Here is a 20,379-nt window from a genome sequence, read left to right as displayed (position 1 = left end):
CCTAGCCTTGGAAATTGGGCTTCTTCCATAGCACTGATGTCGCTGCGCAAAAGGGGGGCAGGCATGTTTTTCACGCAGACGCGATCTCCACGCTTGCCGGGACGCCCAGTTCCTGCGACGGTCCTGAACAATATGGCACTTTCCATCCGATCCCTGCTCGCTCCCTCCCGCACTGGCACCCTTGTGCTTGGTACCCTTTTGCTTGCCCCCGCCCTGACTGGCTGCAAGCTGATAGACCAACGCACGTTCGACCCAAATGCGGGCAAGCCACCCAAGCCATATATTCCCCCCACTCCCCCCGGTCCGGCGCCGAAGGCCCCTTTCCTGCAGATCGAAGCGGGTACGCCCGCCAGCGAATATGGGCCGATTGTCGAAAAGGCCGCGAAGGCCGCTCTTGCCCGTAAGCCAAACGTACTGTTCATCGTTCAGGGCTATGCCCCGATGCAGCCAGACCCCGCCGCACAGGCACAGACTCTGTCTGATCTGACAAAACAACAGATCGCCCCCATTGCCGATCGTATCGCCGCGGCCGGCGCACAGCCGATCCAGATCGAAATCCACGCCACAACTGATCCATCCATCCAGCACGCACGCGTGCGTGTGGACGTTCGCTAAACCTTCTTAAGGAGAGCTGAGCCCATGGCTTCCGCCGCTTGTGCAGTACTTGTCCGTAATGCACAGGCATCAGTTCTGGACTGGATCACATGGCATCTGGCGCTTGGGTTCAAACGCGTTCTGGTTTTCGATACGGGCTCAACAGACGGCACACAGGACATTGTCAGAACAGCGTCCACATCCCTGCCCGTCGAACTGCATCAGGCCAACCACTGGCGGGGAACGTCCGATACCATACGCCTGATGGTCACGCGTGAAGCGGCATCACTGACCGCCACAGCTTATGACTGGCTCATCGTTCTCGACGCCGACGAATATCTGGACCCCGGCGACTCTCTGAGCGGCCTTCTGAATCGCGCGGGAAACGCCGAAGCGATAGCTCTGAACTGGTGTATTTTTGGCAGCGCTGGTCACAAGGCACGTCCGTCCGGACATATCGTTGCAACCCATCCACTCCGCAGCAGAAAATCGCTGCCAGATAACGGCTTTACACGACTGCTCTTCAAGCCCGGACATCGCGGTACGATCGCTGAGCCATATCGTATCAACATTGATCCCTGGCGGATTGTCACACCAGCAGGGTACCCGGTGCAGTGGGCCGGAAAACGTGCGCCCGTAGAATGGAATGAAGGGCGCATTCTGCACTACATCTGCACAAGCGAAGACGAATCTGCGGACATGCCGGATCATCTGTGGCGTCATTTTGATCGAAATGACGTTGAAGACCTTGCTCCGCGCCGCTTCCTGCAAGACGTACGCTCCCTGCAAAACACTTTCTGGACAAAGTGCCTCAGAAATGCGGCAGGACGCCTTGCCCTGATGGCTGCCAACAAGCCACTGGCCACCGAGCGCCCCGAACGGGACAGCCAAATCCCGGAAAGGCGCGATACACCCGCCCTGACATTTCGGCGCGTCCGCCCAACACAACACGAACGACTACTGCTGTCCCCGCAATATTCTCCTACGATGGGACGTCTTCAGGGTTGGGTTCTGCGCAACCGACAAAACCAGATTCTCTGCGTGAATGCCGAACGGCAGACAGTAGCGGTCTCACAAGAAATGACCGTCGGGCAAGTCCTGCTTCTAGCCATCATCCAGGATAACCTTCCGAATGTGCTGACGCTCTCCCCCATTGATGGCAAGGCCTTCTCGTTCGGCAACATCCCCTCTCCTGAAGGAATCGCAGCGATCCCAGTCCAGCCCTGTGAAGACGGATCATTCTTCCGTATTCCGTCAGCATGCGGCATTGATGACGAAGAGTTCGCCCCCATTTCGATCCCACCAGCTTCCCTGCCTGAATTGGCTGCTGTGCCGGAAGCCGACACATCAGAGGGTGTGTCTCTGGCTGCATTATGTATCTGGGCTTCCCGTACAGAGCGAAAACCACAAGACCTGCAACGAGCGCTGTGCCTTCTCTCCCCCGCAGCATCCATAGAACTGCACGCCCATATGCCGGAACTTGCGCCGTTCCTTTTCAATCGAAACTGAAAGCGCTCAGAACAGCCTAGACAGAAGAAGACCTGCCAGTCCCCCAACAAGAAGCAGCAACGCGGAATTTCGAAGACGAAGACTGAAAGGCGGCCGGGAAGAAACCCCTGCAAGAGCCGTGATGCTCTCCCTCAACGCCGCCAGTTCTTCCTGCTGCGCACGCGCCTCTTCCTGCCCCTGCCAGAGCCTTCCGCTCATACGACGTATATAGTGGCCCGCATCAGCAGGCGTCGTCGCCGTATGATCCACCATCCGCTCGGCAAGAGTTCTATTTGCGCTATGCCCCACCCCCAGAACGCGATGAGCTGAACTACCCGATAGAGCCTCCAGCACAAACGGGTGCTCAAACACACCGAATTCTGAAGCCTCCCCACCGCCTCGCACAACAACCAGAATCTCCTCCCGAACACTGGATATCGCTTCAGCAATGCGGGTCGGATCATTCATGGCGGTCGGAAGGGTGCGTACACGCTCCGGCCGCCAGCCTCCGCCCAGAGCTTGCAGAAAATCTTCCGCCACCAGGGCGTTGGACGCAGCAGAATGTATCAGCGCAATCCGGGCTTCGCGCTGCTCAGGATAAGGGTGAAAAGTCCAGGGCAGATCCCGCAGGGTATCGATCACAGAACGCTGAACCCGCTCGATCTGCTGCACCACAGCATCATGAGCCTCAGCCGCCAGAACCTCAAAACGCAGCGTAACCTGCCCGCGATACAGACGCGCCCGCAGAGCCCCCGTCAACCGCACCCGATCACCCGGGCGCAGATCGGCATTGGCAAGCGTGTTTTTAGAAGCCTCAAGCGAAATGGTGCTGCCGTTGTGAAGATCGATCAGCGGCAACTGATAATGTTTGCGGTAGGTGTTGGGGGCAACATCACCAAGCTGTCCCACCACAGAAAGCGGAAACGCCCATTCATCAAACCGTGCACAGATATCGTCGAGATGAGACGCGAACAGATCCTGAACCTGCGACGGTGTCAGGGTAAAAGGGGCAGAGTGGCCAGTTTGTGATGAAGCTGGTCTTGCTCGTCTCGGAAAAGCATCCATCGGGCACCATATGGCGGAGGAACATTCGTTCTCACAGGGGGAAAAATCATCCGTGACAGACTTTTTTTGTTTGTTTTATCGCAGTTTGAGAGTTGTCGATGTCATTTGACCCGCATGAACTCCTATTCCGGCTGAAACAGTCTACCTTCCGCGCGCGCTTCCATCTGGATTTACAGTCACGGGCATATCTTCAGGAAAAAGGACTGGATACCGTCATGGCGCACGCGGCTGACTTCATCCGCGACCGCCTCGCTCCTGCACACCCGCTCAATGACGGCAAACAAACCCCGATGCGCGGCCACCCCGTTTTCATCGCGCAACACGCCACGGGCTCATGCTGCAGATCATGCCTGCAAAAATGGCAACACATGAGCAAAAACCAGCCCCTGACCGAAGATCAGCAAGCCACCATTATCGCCGTTATCCGCGCCTGGATCGAGCAGGACACCCAAGGTAACGTACCGGACAGCCCAGCTCAGGGAAGCCTATTCTGAACAGCCCTTATTATCAGCCGTTCAGAAAGAATGTCTCACACAGGCAAATCGCGATTATCCGCAAGCGTTTCCATCGTCATGTAAGACGTGACAGCATCCAGCTCCACCTTGCCGATGATCTGCTGATACACCTTGTCGAAATCATTCATATCAAAGGCCGCTACCTTCAGCAGATAATCGTATTCACCCGCGATCCGGTAGAAATCGACGATATTCGGGATTGAGAGCACCACATTACGGAACGTATCCAGCCACTCCCGGGAATGATGGCGCGTCCGCAATAGAACAAAGACGGTCAGCCCCAGCCCCAACGCGCTCGCATTCAGCCGAACAGTATCATGGCTGATGATCCCACTTTCGCGCAGAGCGTTCAGGCGCCGCCAGCAGGCGTTCTGCGAGATTCCCACCTTCTCTGCCAGTTCGCGCTGAGAAGGCGTGCCCTGCTTCTGGAGGATACGAAGAATCGCACGGTCCGTCTGATCTATTTTTTTCGTCATATAGCATCATATGACAACAAAATACTTCTACAGGTCTACAGAAAGGAGCATTTTTTACCTCTTCTGCGCGCTATTTTCTCTCCATCATCCCGAACGGAAGAGAAACACCATGAACAGCGTCCCAGGCAGCCTTGAGAACAGCGAGACCGCTCTCGCCACTTTCGAAGCATCGCTGCGCAGCGACAACGCGATTGCACAACTGCGCGCGGGTGTCATCGGCGACGGTACACTGTTCAACACACCATTCGGCATCCAATCGCTTCTTTACGCAGACTATGTCGCTTCTGGCCGCGCGCTAAAGCAGATTGAGGCATTCATCCTCAACGAAATCCTTCCATTTTACGCAAACAGCCACACAGAAGCCTCGCTCTGCGGTGCTTACATGACCCGCATGCGCAACAGCGCCCGTGCCACGATTTCCCGGCTATGCAACGCCCCGGATGATCGTTTCAGCACGATTTTCGCAGGAAACGGCGCTACCGCTGGCCTCAACCGCATCGTGCATCTTCTGGAAATACCCGCCCTGCGCGCTTTGGGGCGCCAGCCCGTCGTATTCATTGGCCCCTATGAGCACCATTCAAATATCCTGCCGTGGCGTGAGAGCGGCGCCGAAATCATCGAGATCCCTGAAGACGCACATGGCGGCCCGGATATGGTTGTCCTTGAGCGCGCCCTGAATGCTGTGACGGCAGACCGCCTGAAGGTCGGCTCCTTTTCCGCCGCATCCAACGTCACAGGCGTCATGACGGATGTTGATGCCGTAACCAAACTCCTGAAACGCCACGATGCTCTGGCCATATGGGATTATGCAGGAGCAGGCCCATACCTGCCCATAGACATGAAACCCCGCACCAGCGCTGAAAAAGACGCTGTCGTGATTTCATGTCACAAATTCATCGGCGGCCCAGCCGCATCCGGGCTCCTGATCGTACGCAACGACATCGCTACACGGACAGACCCCGTTCTGCCCGGCGGCGGGACGGTGCGCTTCGTCTCGCCCTGGAACCATGACTACACCAGCAACCTAGCTGCTCGCGAAGAGAGCGGCACCCCGAACGTGACTGGCGATATCCGCGCTGCTCTGGCGTTTATCGTCAAGGACGTCATCGGAGATATTTTCATGGCCCAGCGCAACGCTGAACTGCGCGACCGTGCCCTCTCTGTCTGGCGTTCAAACCCCAACCTCGAGATCCTCGGGCACCCATCTGCCCAGGCACTGCCAATTTTCTCTTTCCGCGTTCGTGACGCCCGTAATGGCGGCTTCATCCACCAGCAGCTTTTCACGAGAATGCTCTCAGACCGTTACGGGATACAGGCTCGTGGCGGTTGCGCATGTGCCGGCCCATATGCCCACCGCCTGCTTGGGATCGAGCAGGAAGAGTCAGACGTCATCCGTCAATCCATTCTGGGTGGGCAGGAAATCGACAAACCCGGCTGGACGCGCCTGAACTTCAGCGTCCTGATGGATGATGAAAAGGTCGATCGTATCATCCATGCGGTAAACGAACTCGCCCACGCACCACACGATACGGCCGCACATTACGAATGCGACATTTCAACCGCACGCTTCCGCCCTCTGGCAGCAGCAGCCTGATGTATCGTCGTTCTCTTTCAACACATCGAAAGAGAACGACTACGTCCTCCACGCAACCGAGGACAAAAACTATCTGAAGCCCGGGAGCAGCACGTTCACCAGAGATAGACAACTTTCATATAATAGGCGTTTGTCTCAGGCACATTCCGGGCATCCACGGAGTGGGAATAGCGTCCTGTCAGCGAAAAATGCTTGGAAATATTGAGCATCGCGCCCACACCCAGCGCAACTTCGCGACCACTGGAATTATCCACCCACTGGTTCACGGAATTGTCGTGCATACCGCCAGTGTTTTGCCAATCAAAGGCAAAGAACGGCTCTACAAGTTTCGTGGCCTTCCAGCTGAAACGCAGGTTTGAATGGAAGACATTTCCCGGCGAATAACTGTGTTCGCCCGTTTTATGCTTGGTCGAAGCAACGATAGCGCCGAGATCCCCGTCAAAGCTGAAATGCTTCCATTCATAGTCAAACATGAAACTGGAAAGGTTCGACCAGTATCCCGGAGAAAGCGCATCACGCGTACCAACAGGCGTCTGCATGAATGTCTGAATGCCGAACGTACTGTGACTATTGGGCTTGAACCATGCTGCAGGCCCAACAATCGTTGGCCCCAGACCACCATAATTCTGTCCGCCCGCAAGTGTAAAACTTTCGGCCTGAATCACTTCAAATGCAAACCCGACATGGGGGATGGCATCAAAACTGCGGAAATGAACGTATTTCGTCATTCCTGACCATGTGTGACTGCCGCCCTGCCCTTTACGACGCCCAATGCTGTCGTAAGTCACACCCGCTGCATTTCCATCGCCGTACTGCACCAGCACATTGAAGGGTTTGAAGTCCACGGGCAGATCGTATTCATGCGGGCCGATAATGGCCAGCGGGATGTCTGAGGCGTGCGCCGAAAAAGATGGCAGCAGGCCAAGAAAAGGGATGCAGTTTCCCAGAGCCGGAAGAACCCTTCCGAACCAGTCTTTGCGACGCATTTCCGTATTTCCATAAAAGGGTGAGGCGCACCTTCAGGGAGCGCGCCTCACTTGAAGAATGGGCCTGTTAGTGGGCGGTCGTGCCCTGGGTTCCATCAATCGTGTAGGCGATAATGTAGTCACCGCTGCGGGTTCCAAGACCCCCATGACCGCCAGCAGCAATCAGCACATACTGCTTGCCACCCATCTCATACGACATGGGCGTTGCCTGGCCACCGGCTGGCAGACGATCACTCCAGATGACCTTGCCTGTCGCGAGATCAAAAGCGCGCAGGTAGTCATCAGCCGTCGCGCCCATGAACACCACGCCACCCTTCGTCACGATGCTGCCACCGATATTGTACATTCCGGTTGGAAGCGGAATGTTGTTGTGCGTCCGGAAAGGGCCCGTGTCGCGCGTCGTTCCAACAGGGTGTTGCCAGACGATCTTCTTCGTCACCAGATCAATCGCGGTAAGCGTTCCCCAGATCGGGCCTTTACAGGGGATCTGAAGCGGGTTCAGCCATGGCGATGTGTAAGCGATGTAAGGCGTGCCATAGTCCGGGGAAACACTAAGAGCGTCGCCCTTCGCAGCAGGCTCTTCGCCCTTGCCGTCCCATTTCGCAAGCATACCAGCCTTCTCAAGACCCTGACGGTGCTCAAGACGGATACGGAACGGGAGGTAGCTTGCATTGGCGATCAGAAGCTTGCGCTGCGGATCGACCGTGGCACCCTGCCAGTCAACGACACCATAGAATGCCGGATAGACAATGGTCGTCTTGCCAACATGCGGAGGCGTGAACTGACCATCATAAGCAGACTGGCGGAACTGGATGCGGCAGATCATCTGATCAAGCAGCGTTGCGCCCCACATGTCGTTTTCCTTGAGGTCCGGCGGCGTGAGAGACGGCATCGCAGCAGGATAAGGCTGTGTGGGCGATACATGATCGTCCGAGGCTACACCCGCAGTCGGAACCTTGCGCTCCTCGACCGGATAACCCGGTACCGGCTTACCGGTGCGACGATCAAGAACGAAGAACTCACCGCGCTTTGTGCCCTGCACAAGCGCAGGAATATTCTCACCATTCGGGCCGGGCAGATCAACCATAGACGGGCCGGACGGGATGTCCATGTCCCACAGGTCATGATGCACGGTCTGATAGGTCCAGCGACGCTCACCTGTCTCAATATCGAGAGCAATCGTGGCACTGGATGTTGCATCGTCAAACGGACGGCGTGAACCACCCCAGTTGTCCGGCGGCGAATTCCCGGTCGGGATATACAGAAGGCCCAGATCAGGATCGGCTGTATAAACACCCCATGCATTAGGCGTGTCGCGCGTCAGCTCTTCATCAGGCTTCGGCTTCCAGTTTTCCGGATTATGTCCTGCGTCCCATGCCCAGACGAGCTCGCCCGTAATCGGATCGAAAGCACGAACTGCACCGGAAGGTTCGAAATTGGCCTGGTTATCAAAAATCCAGCCGCCCAGAACAACACGATCCTTTACCACCAGCGGCGGAGACGTCACGAAATGAAACCCTGCCGGAACATGACCGAGATACTGGCGCAGGGAAATATATCCGTGCTCGCCAAAATCTTCGCAGGGCTTCCCTGTTTCTGCATCAAGCGCCACCAGACGCACATCGGCCACAGGAGACAGAATGCGCGTCTTGCAGGCCGTGCGGCCTTCTGCTTCCGGAGCCTTGTAGACAGACACACCACGGCACGAAAGATAGACGTTGGCCGCCATGTCCTTCTTGTCAGGATGCGGATCAAACGTCCATTTCACCTTGCCGGTTGCAGCATCCATCGCCACGACCCAGTTGTGGGGTGTGCACATATAGAGCGTGTCATCAACCTTGATCGGCGTCACTTCCAGATTGAATTCATGTCCCTGATCCGGGCCCGCAACAGCGCCTTCACCAGCCAGTTGCACGTCTCCGGTGCGTGTCATCCATGCACGTTTAAGATGACCAACATTGTTCGTGTTGATCTGGGCCAGAGGGCTGTAACGATCACCACCTGCGGTGCGTCCATAAAAATTCCAATCGCCCACTGGTACGCTGTCGCCGGTGGCGTCTGGTGCGCCCGCAGCAGCCATACGATCGGCTGGAACAGTCCCGTTGATCGAGTATGAGCCGAAACAGCTGGCAACGAGAACAACCACGGCGACCGCAACGGATGCCAGTATTTCGCGTTTGTCTTCCAGCCAGGTGCGGCCTGTACGCCAGACCCATGGTAGCAGCATCCAGCAGCCAATGCCGACCAAAGTCAGCAAACGGACTTCCAGACCCCAGATGTCGAAACCAACTTCAAACAGGGACCAGAGCGTCGTGACGATCAGCAGCCCGGCGAAGAGACGCAGCCCCAGGAGCGGTTTTCTGAGGCCCGTGGCGGCCGAGGCAAGCATGACGCCTCCAACCAGAACATAAAACCACGACCCGCCCAGAAAGAGCAGGTAAGCCCCTCCCAGGAAAAGAAAAAGCCCGACCAGTGCGAGCAGTACTGAGGTTATCAGAGATAATAACCTCTGGGCGGAAAGAGACATGATATTCCTCAGAAAACGGAACCCTGAGATGCAATGATTGGTTGCTCAATTCATTGCAGGAGCCCGATATGGTCGATGTTTCGCTTGCGAAGCGGACAGGCCCCTTTGAAAAGCGTGTTTGTGAGTTGCACGTGCGATGCCCGTATTGAGCGTCACCACTGCACCCGCTTTCCACTCCCCTTCACAGGAACTTGTGTGGAAACCGCTGCCAAAGCTTTTGAAATTGCTACCGACTAAGCAGTCGGGCTGGCAAAAGAAGACAACAGTTTTCAACCGCCTTCATCCGCCCGCTTCTGGTGGGAAACCAGCCCTCATTACAAAGCTTTCACCCGAATGTGAGAGCCCGCTCACGACCTGTCGCAGGATTGCGACAGGTAGCCCCGTCAAACGCCTTCCGGAACTAGATCATGGTGCTTCTTCCGAACGATATCCTGCTATCCGAATCATGGTCCCGCTGTTCAACCGTCTACGGTCTGAACCCGAGTGTGGAATGGGAAACCACCGTTCTCAGCGCGCCGGAGATACGTTACCTATGCGACAGACATCGCCCGCTCATCCAGGCTGCCGCGCCAGAAATGGACCGCCTGCATACGCTCGTCAGAGGGCTCGGCTTCGTCGTCCTTCTGGCTGATGCGAACGGCTACATTCTGGCCCGCCGCATCCAGCCCGAGGCCTATGACCGTTGCCGCAGATGGCGCCTTCAGATCGGTGCCCTGTGGGATGAAGCAACGGCTGGCACAAATGGCATCGGCACGTGCCTCAGCGAAGGCAAACCCATCATTATCACACAGGAGCAGCACTGGCGCTTCTGCTTCCGTCCCCTCACGGGTCTGGGCGTCCCCCTGTTCGGCGCGCAGGGACAACTGAGTGGCGTGCTCGATCTGAGCGCACTGCCCGGCACGACATCCGAACCCTTTGCGCTTCTCCTGATGGACGCCCTGCAAACCGCGGCGTGCCGCCTCGAAAACCAGCTTTTCCGGAACTACTTCCCCAAGGAAACAATCATAACTCTGGGCCCACCTCTCTACAGTTCCATGCCACTGGCTGCGCTGGATGCGGATGGCAGGGTCATCGGGGCCACATATGCTGCCCGACAGCAGATGAACTGGCACGATCATCAGATCAGTAAACAACCCGTTCTGATGACACTTCTGGATGCTCAGGAAAAACCCTGTTTCCGTAAAGCCGAAGAACACGTCATCCGCTCGGCTCTGGCCGCCAACAACCGCAATGTCAGCGCAGCAGCCAGAAGCCTTGGCATAAGCCGCTCCACCTTGCATCGTAAAATCAAAATACTGGGACGCGAAGGGTAACAGGTGGGGCAGCGGAGGAAACCCGGCCCCCGTCAGGCGTTCTGACAATGGTATGACGTCGCAGGCCCGGCGACGTCCGCGGCTGAAGTCTGACACCATGAGCCATATGCTGACCCGTCGATCCGCAATATGCTTTGCACTCGCATCCGGCGTCGGCACGCTTTCTGATATCCCCCTCAGCCGTAAAGCGGCTGCATCCACAGATAATGAGGCACGATGGTGGAAAGAAGCCGTCGTCTATCAGGTCTATCCGCGCTCGTTTCAGGATACGAATGGTGACGGCATGGGAGATCTTCCCGGCCTGATCAGCAGGCTCGATCATATTCAGGCCCTGGGCGCCACAGTCGTATGGCTTTGCCCACATTACGATACTCCAGACATCGACAACGGATATGACATCCGGGACTATCGCAAGGTTAATCCCGATCTCGGTACGATGGCGGATTTCGAAAGACTGGTTTCGGAGCTGTACCAACGGGGAATGCGGCTGATCGTGGATCTGGTCGTGAATCATACCAGCGACGAGCATGAATGGTTCCGCCAGAGCCGAAGCAGCCGTAACAACCCCTATCGAGATTTCTACATCTGGAGAGATGGCCGCGACGGCGGGCCTCCCAACAACTATCCATCATTTTTTGGTGGAAGTGCATGGCAACTCGACGCGCCAACAGGCCAGTATTACCTGCATTATTTTGCCCGGAAGCAGCCAGACCTGAACTGGGAGAATCCCAAAGTCAGACAGCACGTTTATGACATCATGCGTTTCTGGCTCGACAAGGGTGTGTCCGGTTTCCGGATGGACGTCATCCCCTACATTTCCAAACCCGACGAAATGCCGGACCTCTCCCCCGAAGCCCTCATCCTTCCCGAATATGCGTATGCAAATGGCCCGCATGTCCATGACTACCTGCAGGAAATGAACCGCGAAGTCCTTGCCGGGCATAACCTCCTGACGGTCGGAGAAGCCGGAGGCGTCACCTTCGAACAGACCCCGCTCTATGTTGGGTCGGACAGGCATGAACTGGACATGATTTTCCATTTCGACCTTGCCCATCTCGGGCGCGTCGACTGGAAAATGCAACCCTGGACCATTCCACAACTCAAAAGCATGGTTATTCAGGAAGACCAGAGCGGCGGTCCACATGGGTGGTCAGCCACCTTCCTCGAAAACCATGACCACCCACGCTCTGTCTCACGGTACGGAGACGATAGACCACAAGGCAGGATACAATCTGCCAAAGCCCTTGCCGTATTGCTGCTGATGCGCCGCGGAACACCCTATATCTATCAGGGAGAGGAAATCGGCATGACCAACATTCCATTCTCCTCCATCGCGGATTTCGAAGATATCAACGCACACGGCATCTGGAAAACGACCGTTGAGAGCGGTGCCATGGATGCGACCGAGGTCCTCCCCGATCTACGCCGCACAAGCCGGGACAACGCCCGCACCCCAATGCAATGGGACGCCAGCGAAAATGGAGGATTTACAACCGGAAAACCTTGGTTCCGGGTCAATCCAAACCACACTGAAATCAACGTCGCGCATCAGAAACATGATCCGCAATCCGTGCTGACGTTCTACCGACACCTCATCGCCCTGCGCGCAAACCACCGTACACTGATCTATGGCGCATTTCAGGATGTGGACCCCAGCCACCCAGCCGTTTTCGCCTTCACACGTACAGACCAGAATGAGCGTTTTCTCATCCTGATCAACCTCACGGGTGAACCACAGAATTACGTATTGCCCATGACTGCCCGCATTACCGATGTCCTCCTGACATCGACCAGCAATCCGCAATCCCCCCTTCCAGCAGAACTGCCAGCGTGGCATGCGGGCATCTATAGGATCGAGGCCTGAAACAGTCTGTTTTCAGTATGCGACAAGGTACATTTTCTGACTGCCCGACAGCTTCAGACAGATGCCGATCGTGGAACTAAGCCCCTCGGTTCAACTCTTCTTCTGAAAAAACAAGGCATACTCGTCCGGTCGAAATCCAATCAGCAGTTCGCCAGCTTCAAGAACGGGCCTACGGATCATGGATGGCTGAGCGACCATCAACTCGATGGCTCGTGCCTCATCCAGTTGCACCTTCAGCTCCTCGGGTAACTGGCGAAATGTCGTACCCGCGCGATTGATCAGCTTTTCCCAGCCGACGACTGCTATCCATGCCCGCAGCTTCTCAGAACTCACACCCTCCTTTTTGTAGTCATGAAAGACAAAAGGAATGTCGTGAGCGTCAAGCCAAAGCCTGGCTTTCTTCATCGTATCGCAGGCCTTGATGCCATACAAACCAACAAGATCTGTCATGAAATGCTCCACTGTTTTCCACCGTTTCATACCATTTAATCTGCCTTTTTCGCTAAGCGATCACTCTTGAAAATACTTTCGAATTAGAAATCATAAGAAATAAATTCAAAACATTTCATTCAAAGTATTTCTATTCATCAGTAAGAAATATATTTAATTGTTTCTGGTATTTCAATACAGAAACATACCAAAGCGAGATTATGTTGTTTATGCAACACATCATAAGATACATTTTTTACTGAACAATTTAATCTGGACAAATTTTATATTTGAAAATTTTATAAGAGAAACACCTTACAAGTGAGTCTCTTTACATGCTCCTTCACCAACGCAAGGAATTGCTCCTGTGCGCCTCCGTCCTGGCTTCAGGTCTGGCATGGGCGACAGAAGCCGCTGCCCAGACCGTTACCGCTGATCACTCCGCGCGCGTAACGCACCATACAAAGCATTCCGCAAAAAAGACCGCAGCACCTACCGCCGCTACGCCCGTAGCCACGACAACCGCAGCAGTCCCGCTTGCCGCGCCATTGCACGCCGCCACAACCACCCGCGCCCGCGCAGCACTTGCCCCTGTGGAAAGCAGCCGCGAAGAAAACGTGGTCGTTACGGGTTCAGCACTGAGCACATCCAACAACTCGAATGCGAACCCGGTCCAGATCGTGACCAGCAAGCAGATCGAGCAGACAGGCGCCACCACGCTGGGTGACTATCTGCAACGCCTCCCCTCCATGGGCTCTTCCGGCACAACAAACAGCCAGACCAACGGCACCAGCGGCGTATCGTGCTCCGATATTCGCAACCTGGGCCAGAAGCGCGTCCTCGTCCTCATCGATGGCAAGCGCGCTGCGATGGATGGATCTTCCAGCTGCTTCGACATGAACACGATCAATGTTCATCAGGTCGCAAGTGTTGAAATCCTCAAAGATGGTGGCTCGGAGCTTTATGGCGCTGATGCAGTCTCCGGCGTCATCAACATCAAGCTCAAGCACAATCTGAGCGACGCAAACATCACGATCCGCGGTGGCATCAGCGACCGTGGCGATGGCCAGACCGGCATGATTTCCGGCTACAAAGGCTGGAACTTCGATCACGGCAAAGGCAACGTCACAATTGCCGGATCCTATATGTCGCAGAGCGGTATCCGCCAGAGCAGCCGCTCATGGGCGAACCCGGTCGTCTCAGGCCTTGTCGCTCCGGGCCAATCTCCAAGCTACGGCTCATCCATTCCGACAGCAGGCCGTTTCATCACCGACACGGCAGACAACGTGCCAAACGGCGACGGCACATTCCACAACTTCTCCAAGGCAGACCGCTACAATTATGGCGCGAACCAGAATCTGACGAACGGCCTGCAGGACGCAACCCTGTCGTTTGACGCTCATTACGACGTCAACCGCTATTTCATGCCCTATGCCAACTTCCTGTATTCGCACCGTAATTCGAATACGGAAATGGCGCCGATCCCCGTCTCGGGAAGCATCTATCCGTCCACCCTGCCGACATCCATCACGATCCCGGCCAATGCTCCATACAATACGCTCGGCGAAGACGCCGTCATGTACAAGCGCATGGGCGAGTGGGGAAACCGTGAAAACCAGACGGCAACTGACACCTATACCGCCAAGATCGGCACACAGGGTGACATCACGCATGGCTGGAAATATGACCTGTCTTACACCTACGGGTGGAATCAGGTCATGGCGCAGACATCAGGCGTCGGTAACTATTCCAAGCTGCTCCAGACATACGGCCTTGCCCAGACCGAGCCGGGAAACCCCGATAGCGGCCTGACCTATGAAGGCGCAGCCGTGTGCAATGCATCCGCAGGGTGCGTTCTTTCGAGCCCGTTCAATAAGCTTTCCTCCGAAGCTGCGAACTATTCGAACTACACATCCCACGATCATTACTACTACCAGCTCCGTGACCTGAACCTGCGCATCAACAACAACCATGTTGTCAGCATGCCGTGGAAGAACGGCGGAAATCTCGGTATCGCGATGGGCATGGAGCATCGTGGCGAGCAACTGGCATACCACCCGGATGCGCTTGTTGAGTCCGGCCAGACACTGACGAACTCTGCATCCTATACGGGCGGCGGCTTCAACGTCACGGAAGGCTATCTCGAAGGAAAGGCAACGCTTCTGCACAATGCCTTCCTCGCGAAGGATCTGACCATCGACGCACAGGGTCGTTACTCGTCCTACAACACATTCGGCAACACCAAGAACTGGAAAGCCTCGATCAACTGGGCTCCCGTTCAGGACATCCGCTTCCGCGCAACGCTCGGCACATCCTATCGCCAGCCAAACGTCTATGAACTGTATGGTGGTCAGAGCCTCGGTTACGCATCGGCAACCGATCCCTGCGACAGCGGCCAGGTCGGCACGTATGGTGCACAATCCGCAACCGTTGCCGCAAACTGCGCGCGCCAGGGGATCGACAGCTCCAAATTCGTTTCCGCATCCTCCAGCCAGGTCCCGACCCTGTTCGGCGGCAACAGCAAGCTGAGACCCGAAACCGGCCGCACCTACACCTTCGGCACAACCGTCACGCCGCACTGGATCCCCGGCCTCTCCGCGTCCGTCGAATACTGGCACTACACGCTCAAGAACATGATCACGTATCTGAGCAGCCAGTACATCATGAACCAGTGCTACACGGGTGAGAACACGAGCTATTGCAGCGACATCAACCGCGTTGCCAGCACGAACCAGCTCAACTCCGTCACAGCACTCTACGACAACATCGGCGGCCTGAAGACGAGCGGCATCGACTTCGACCTCGACTACCGTATCCGCGTCACACAGCATGATGTCCTGACGCTGTCCAACAACTTCCAGCAGCTCGTCAGCTACCTTCAGCAGAACGAAGTTGGTGGCAAGTGGTACAATTATGCAGGCCGCATGTTCTACAACAACGGAACGGGCAACCCGCGCGTCCGCGATTATGCGACGGTCGGCTGGCAGCATGGCCGCGTCGGCGTCGTTTACATGATGAACTACATGGGTGGCATGCGCTGGAACGACACCGAAAGCGACGTCCTGTCCACAGCATCGGGTCGTACCAAAACACCTGGTATCTTCTCACACGATGTGACGGTCACGTATCGCCTCAACGCCTGGAACTTCCAGGCTGGCGTCAACAACATCCTCGACAAGAAGCCGCCCTTCGTTTCAGGCGGCACAGATAACAGCGCATCTGCGCTCTACGGCAATCTATACACCGGCCGTTACGTCTTCCTGCAGGCAGGCGTGAACTTCTAAAGCCGACGTCCAAAATCAGGGGGGCAGTTCTTCGGGGCTGCCCCTGCTGCTATTGACCCCGCTCGCCGCAGATACAAAAAAGCCGCCCTTTCGAGGGGCGGCTTTCTGTCTTCAAGAGCTGGCTTTTGCCTTACTTGGCAAAACCCTGACCCTTCTTGATGAGTGCCTGACAGACCAGAACCTGCTTGTCCTTGGGCAGCGTCGAGATATCAAACGGAGTGGTTGTGCCGTTTTGAAGCAGCCCACGACCGCCAAGCGAATAGAACTGATCGTTCTTCACATCAGAACGTGACGCCAGACGACGGGCGACACTGCGGGGTGTGGTGCCCAGAACCAGCTTGCGATGATCGCAATACGTCAGAACGCCTGCGATATTACCAGCCTGTGCGTTGTCGATGGAGGGCAGACCATCCATACCCAGCGTGCCCGGCGTCGAGGCCGTCACAACCCCGCTCACACCACCAATAACCTGTGCCCCCTGCGTCGGACCCGCCAGATGACCATTTGGCGTTGTGACCGGAACAACCGGTACCACCACGGCAGCATTTGGCGCGGACGGTGTCGTTGCCTGTGCGTGCGCGGCACTCACGCCAGCGAAGGCCAGACTACAAGCAGCGGCAACACCGAAATATTTATTCGAAATCATAAAATGACCTTTCCAAACTCAGTTCGGCTTCGAGCCGAATTCTTGCGGTCTGGAGGAAACCGTATCCCGACGAGGGGCGGAATGCTTCAACCGTTGTCGGAATAACATCCTGAGCAGCATATGGTTTCTTCATGGATATTTTTACATGTTCAAAATATACTTTCACATAGATGAAACTTCTTCTGTTGAAGCCTTTGCGCCGGGCACATTGAGCAGCCGCGCGATCTGCGCCACACTTCCCTCATGACGCAGAATGAACAGCCCTTCCCCGTTCCGCCATCGCCCAAGCGCGAGCCCCTTGTAACCGAGCAGCTGGGCCGTACCCGTACGGATTCCTATGCCTGGATGAAGGATGAAAACTGGCAGAAGGTCCTACGCGATCCAGCTGCATTGCGCCCGGATATCGCCGAGCACCTCAAGGCCGAAAATACCTACGAGGACGCGGTTCTGTCAGGCATGGAGCCGCTACGGGCCGACCTGCTGAAAGAAATGATCGGCCGCGTCCCGCCCGCAGAGGAATCCGTACCCGTACCAGACGGCCCCTGGGAGTATTACTCACGCTTTGAAGATGGCGCCCAACACCCTCTTCGCGGCCGCAGACCGCGGGGCAGCGGCACAGAGCAGGTATTGCTGGATGTGGATGCCATCGCAAAACAGCATGACTATTATGCACTCTCCGAGGCGGCTCATTCTGCCAACCATCGCTACTACGTATACGCAGAAGACGTGCAGGGCTCTGAAGTATACCGCATTCAGGTCAAGGACCTTGAAACCGGAGAACTCTGTGCCCCGGCCGTAGACAGCACCACCGGAAGCTTTGCCCTCTCTCCAGACAGCGAATGGCTGTTCTGGATCTATCGCGACGACAATGGCCGCCCGTCAAAAATCTATCGCCGCCCATTAACGGGAGGCAAAGACGTTCTGGTCTTTGATGAGACCGACCCCGGGTTCTTTCTCAGCATCGGCGTAAGCGCATCCAGAAAATGGATCGTCATCGAACGCGGCGACCACGATACGAACGAAACGCTCCTTATCCCTGCTGCCACACCAACCGCCATGCCTGTGGTGGCAGCACCTCTGGTTCGTGGCGAACGCTACTCCCTGACGCACTGGAACGATCGCTTCATCGTTCTTACCAACGCGGACGGCGCAGTAGATTTCCAGTTTAAACAGACACCAGACACCGCCACAGGGCGCGAGAACTGGACACCCTTCGTGCCATATCTGGAAGGGCACTACCTTCTTGGAGCGAGCGCTTCGCGCAATCATCTGGCATGGGCAGAGCGCAGAGATGGAAACGTTCATATCCTTGTGGTCAAGGATGGTCTTGAAGGCGACATCCGGGCGCAGGCCGAGACAATCGGCATGGACGAACCCGCATTCGATCTGACCCTTCTCGGGGCACTGGAATATGAAGGCACAACCCTGCGCTACATATACCAGTCTCCCACCACGCCCGCGCACTGGTATGATTACGACATGGCAACAGGTAAACGCGCCCTTCGTAAAATACGCGATGTCCCCTCAGGGCATGACCCCGCGAAATACGAAACACGTCGCCTCTTTGCCACAGCGCCGGACGGAGAACAGGTTCCCATCACGGTTCTGATGCAGAAAGGCGCCAAACTTGATGGCTCGGCCCCGCTCCTTCTTTATGGCTATGGCTCCTATGGCATTGCGATGGATGCCAGCTTTTCCACCACAACCCTGAGCCTGGTTGACCGCGGATGGATCCACGCCATCGCTCATATCCGTGGTGGATCGGAAAAAGGCTGGAACTGGTTCCTTGAGGGGCGCGGGACCAAAAAGCCCAACACCTTCACAGACTTCATCGCCTGCGCTCATCATCTGGTCGCACAGGGCTACGGCACTGCCGGAAAAATCGTGGCACATGGCGGATCGGCAGGTGGATTGCTGATGGGCGCTGTTGCCAATATGGCCCCGGAACTGTTCGCTGCCATCGCAGCGCAGGTGCCATTTGTGGACATGCTCAACACAATGTCGGATGTCTCCCTCCCCCTCACCCCGCCGGAATGGCCGGAATGGGGCAACCCCCTCGAAGACCCGGCTGCGTATGATCTGATCGCGAGCTATTCTCCCTACGACAACATCCAGCCGAAACCCTATCCGGCCGTTCTTGCCATGGGTGGCCTTTCAGACCCGCGCGTCACATACTGGGAACCAGCTAAATGGATCGCCAGACTGCGTGAAGTCGCGTCGGGAGGGCCTTTCCTGTGCCGCATCAACATGGATGCAGGCCACGGCGGGTCATCCGGCCGCTTTAAACGTCTTGAGGAGGTGGCGCTGGTTCAGGCCTTCGCCATATGGGCCATCAGCAGATAGCACCAGCTGCGCAAAACGCGGTGTCGGGTGAGGCAGCTTCCCGATACCGCCATTAGCCTTGCAAGGATCTCTCCGAAATCCGGCCAGATGATCCTTATTGATGCCCTACCAGATGGCGCATGTCCGTTCCGAAGTGCCGCAGAGCATCCTGCGCGGACATGTGGCGCCGGTTTCCCTCCTCCGACACGATCGTAACAGTCGCCGTCATGCCCGCCGCAAGCTGGAGCTTGGGAGGAACTGTATCGATGTGCACACGCACGGGAATACGCTGCGCCAGACGCACCCAGGTATAAACGGGGTCCACTGCTGGCAGCCCCTGCGCATTAACAAGCGCATTGTTGCTGGCAATACCGCGCGTGATGCTCTCCACATGCCCAAACAGGGGGTCATGAAACCCCATCAGATCCATACGAACCGGGTCCCCCGTCTTGAGAGAATGGATCTTGGTTTCCTCGAAATACCCATCCACCCAAAATGACGCCGTATCGATCACATGGATGTTCACCGTGCCCGCGGTCGCGAAATCGCCGGGCCGCATGATCAGGTTCGTAATGTATCCATCAATCGGGCTGCGAACTTCCGTACGCTCCAGATTGATCTTGGCCTGCCGAAGATCAGCCTGCGCGCCCTCATACTGTGCCTGCGCCTGCTGGGCACTCGCGACGTATTGCTGCTTCTCCTCGCGCGACACCGCCACACCGGGGATCGCACGTCGCCAGTCTGCCTGAATCTGACGGAAATCCATGTCCGCCTTGCGCTCGGCCACGCGCGCCATGGCCGTATCCACCTTCACTCGAAAGTCAAACGGGTCGATGACGTACAGAATATCGCCTTTGTGCACGAACTGATTGTCCTGCACTTTCACTTCCAGAATCTGTCCAGACACGCGCGGCGCAATATTGGCAACCTGCGCACGCACCTGACCATTCCGGGTCCAAGGAGAAGCCGTGTAATAGTCCCATAAAATGATAGCCACCACGGCCGCTACAACAAGAATAGCGAGGGTTATCATCAGTCGGATCAGTCGATGGGCACGAGCAAGCACAATAAACGCCTTCTCACAAAATCAAAGTATACAGGCCAAGAAGGCAGATCAGCAGCCCGAACTGGGCCAGAGGCGGGTCCCAGACGAAGCGCCACAGGTTGAGCCAGCTGAACACCCAGCGCAGGGCCGCAAGCGTCACAAGCGCCAGAAAGAGATTGATGACGAAGGCCGAGACGAGCACGCCTTCAAGATCGACGACCTGTCTCATAT

The 20,379-nt window shown here is 56.4% G+C and carries 16 protein-coding genes; 8 read left to right on the top strand and 8 right to left on the bottom strand.

Annotated features, from left to right (window positions below):
* Window positions 1–63 precede the first annotated feature (63 nt).
* Window positions 64–615, top strand: coding sequence for a hypothetical protein (locus GWA01_RS08975; RefSeq protein ID WP_228118507.1), 552 nt, complete (start codon window positions 64–66; stop codon window positions 613–615).
* A 24-nt stretch (window positions 616–639) separates the two neighbouring features.
* Window positions 640–2,103: a glycosyltransferase family 2 protein gene (locus tag GWA01_RS08970; protein WP_146796617.1), complete on the top strand. Its 1,464-nt coding sequence runs from the start codon at window positions 640–642 to the stop codon at window positions 2,101–2,103.
* A gap of 6 nt (window positions 2,104–2,109) precedes the next feature.
* Here the strand turns inward: GWA01_RS08970 and GWA01_RS08965 are convergent, their stop codons facing one another.
* Window positions 2,110–3,147: an exodeoxyribonuclease VII large subunit gene (locus GWA01_RS08965; protein WP_146796614.1), complete on the bottom strand. Its 1,038-nt coding sequence runs from the start codon at window positions 3,145–3,147 to the stop codon at window positions 2,110–2,112.
* A gap of 98 nt (window positions 3,148–3,245) precedes the next feature.
* Between GWA01_RS08965 and GWA01_RS08960 the strand changes: the two genes are divergently transcribed.
* A complete protein-coding gene (locus GWA01_RS08960) occupies window positions 3,246–3,641 on the top strand; it encodes a DUF4186 domain-containing protein (RefSeq protein ID WP_186819524.1) in 396 nt (131 codons plus the stop codon).
* A gap of 35 nt (window positions 3,642–3,676) precedes the next feature.
* Here the strand turns inward: GWA01_RS08960 and GWA01_RS08955 are convergent, their stop codons facing one another.
* On the bottom strand, window positions 3,677–4,138 hold the full coding sequence (locus tag GWA01_RS08955) for an Lrp/AsnC family transcriptional regulator (protein ID WP_146796608.1): 462 nt from the start codon (window positions 4,136–4,138) through the stop codon (window positions 3,677–3,679).
* A gap of 109 nt (window positions 4,139–4,247) precedes the next feature.
* On the opposite strand from GWA01_RS08955, the gene GWA01_RS08950 reads away from it, so the two are divergent.
* On the top strand, window positions 4,248–5,732 hold the full coding sequence (locus tag GWA01_RS08950; protein WP_146796605.1) for an aminotransferase class V-fold PLP-dependent enzyme: 1,485 nt from the start codon (window positions 4,248–4,250) through the stop codon (window positions 5,730–5,732).
* A gap of 95 nt (window positions 5,733–5,827) precedes the next feature.
* Here GWA01_RS08950 and GWA01_RS08945 read toward each other — a convergent pair whose 3' ends face one another.
* Both GWA01_RS08945 and GWA01_RS08940 read right to left on the bottom strand, forming a co-directional pair.
* The gene (locus GWA01_RS08945) at window positions 5,828–6,718 is read right to left on the bottom strand and encodes a transporter (protein WP_146796602.1); all 891 of its coding nucleotides are present in this window, start codon (window positions 6,716–6,718) and stop codon (window positions 5,828–5,830) included.
* Between the two features lie 67 nt (window positions 6,719–6,785).
* Complete coding sequence (locus GWA01_RS08940) at window positions 6,786–9,245, bottom strand: membrane-bound PQQ-dependent dehydrogenase, glucose/quinate/shikimate family (RefSeq protein ID WP_146796599.1); 2,460 nt, start codon at window positions 9,243–9,245, stop codon at window positions 6,786–6,788.
* 407 nt (window positions 9,246–9,652) lie between these two features.
* Here GWA01_RS08940 and GWA01_RS08935 point away from each other — a divergent pair, with 407 nt between their 5' ends.
* Together GWA01_RS08935 and GWA01_RS08930 are read left to right on the top strand one after the other, a co-directional pair.
* Entirely contained in the window at window positions 9,653–10,558 is a 906-nt protein-coding gene (locus GWA01_RS08935; protein WP_146796596.1) for a GAF domain-containing protein, read from the top strand.
* Window positions 10,559–10,655: 97 nt separating this feature from the next.
* Entirely contained in the window at window positions 10,656–12,422 is a 1,767-nt protein-coding gene (locus tag GWA01_RS08930) for a glycoside hydrolase family 13 protein (protein WP_228118508.1), read from the top strand.
* Window positions 12,423–12,512: 90 nt separating this feature from the next.
* Here the strand turns inward: GWA01_RS08930 and GWA01_RS08925 are convergent, their stop codons facing one another.
* A complete protein-coding gene (locus GWA01_RS08925; RefSeq protein ID WP_146796590.1) occupies window positions 12,513–12,872 on the bottom strand; it encodes an ArsC family reductase in 360 nt (119 codons plus the stop codon).
* Between the two features lie 314 nt (window positions 12,873–13,186).
* Between GWA01_RS08925 and GWA01_RS08920 the strand changes: the two genes are divergently transcribed.
* Window positions 13,187–16,135: a TonB-dependent receptor plug domain-containing protein gene (locus GWA01_RS08920; RefSeq protein ID WP_146796587.1), complete on the top strand. Its 2,949-nt coding sequence runs from the start codon at window positions 13,187–13,189 to the stop codon at window positions 16,133–16,135.
* Window positions 16,136–16,265: 130 nt separating this feature from the next.
* On the opposite strand, the gene GWA01_RS08915 is transcribed toward GWA01_RS08920, so the two are convergent.
* Window positions 16,266–16,781 (bottom strand): DUF2501 domain-containing protein, encoded by a 516-nt coding sequence (locus GWA01_RS08915; RefSeq protein ID WP_146796584.1) that lies wholly within the window; start codon window positions 16,779–16,781, stop codon window positions 16,266–16,268.
* 243 nt (window positions 16,782–17,024) lie between these two features.
* Between GWA01_RS08915 and GWA01_RS08910 the strand changes: the two genes are divergently transcribed.
* The gene (locus tag GWA01_RS08910; RefSeq protein WP_146796578.1) at window positions 17,025–19,124 is read left to right on the top strand and encodes a S9 family peptidase; all 2,100 of its coding nucleotides are present in this window, start codon (window positions 17,025–17,027) and stop codon (window positions 19,122–19,124) included.
* A gap of 94 nt (window positions 19,125–19,218) precedes the next feature.
* On the opposite strand, the gene GWA01_RS08905 is transcribed toward GWA01_RS08910, so the two are convergent.
* Window positions 19,219–20,169: an efflux RND transporter periplasmic adaptor subunit gene (locus tag GWA01_RS08905; RefSeq protein WP_146796574.1), complete on the bottom strand. Its 951-nt coding sequence runs from the start codon at window positions 20,167–20,169 to the stop codon at window positions 19,219–19,221.
* 13 nt (window positions 20,170–20,182) lie between these two features.
* Complete coding sequence (locus GWA01_RS08900) at window positions 20,183–20,377, bottom strand: DUF1656 domain-containing protein (protein WP_146796569.1); 195 nt, start codon at window positions 20,375–20,377, stop codon at window positions 20,183–20,185.
* Between the last annotated feature and the right edge of the window lie 2 nt (window positions 20,378–20,379).

This window comes from Gluconobacter wancherniae NBRC 103581 (assembly GCF_007988885.1).
Taxonomy (GTDB): Bacteria; Pseudomonadota; Alphaproteobacteria; order Acetobacterales; family Acetobacteraceae; genus Gluconobacter; species Gluconobacter wancherniae.
The sequence above is the reverse complement of the archived record's forward strand: the minus strand, read 5'-3'. Positions and strand labels throughout refer to the sequence as shown.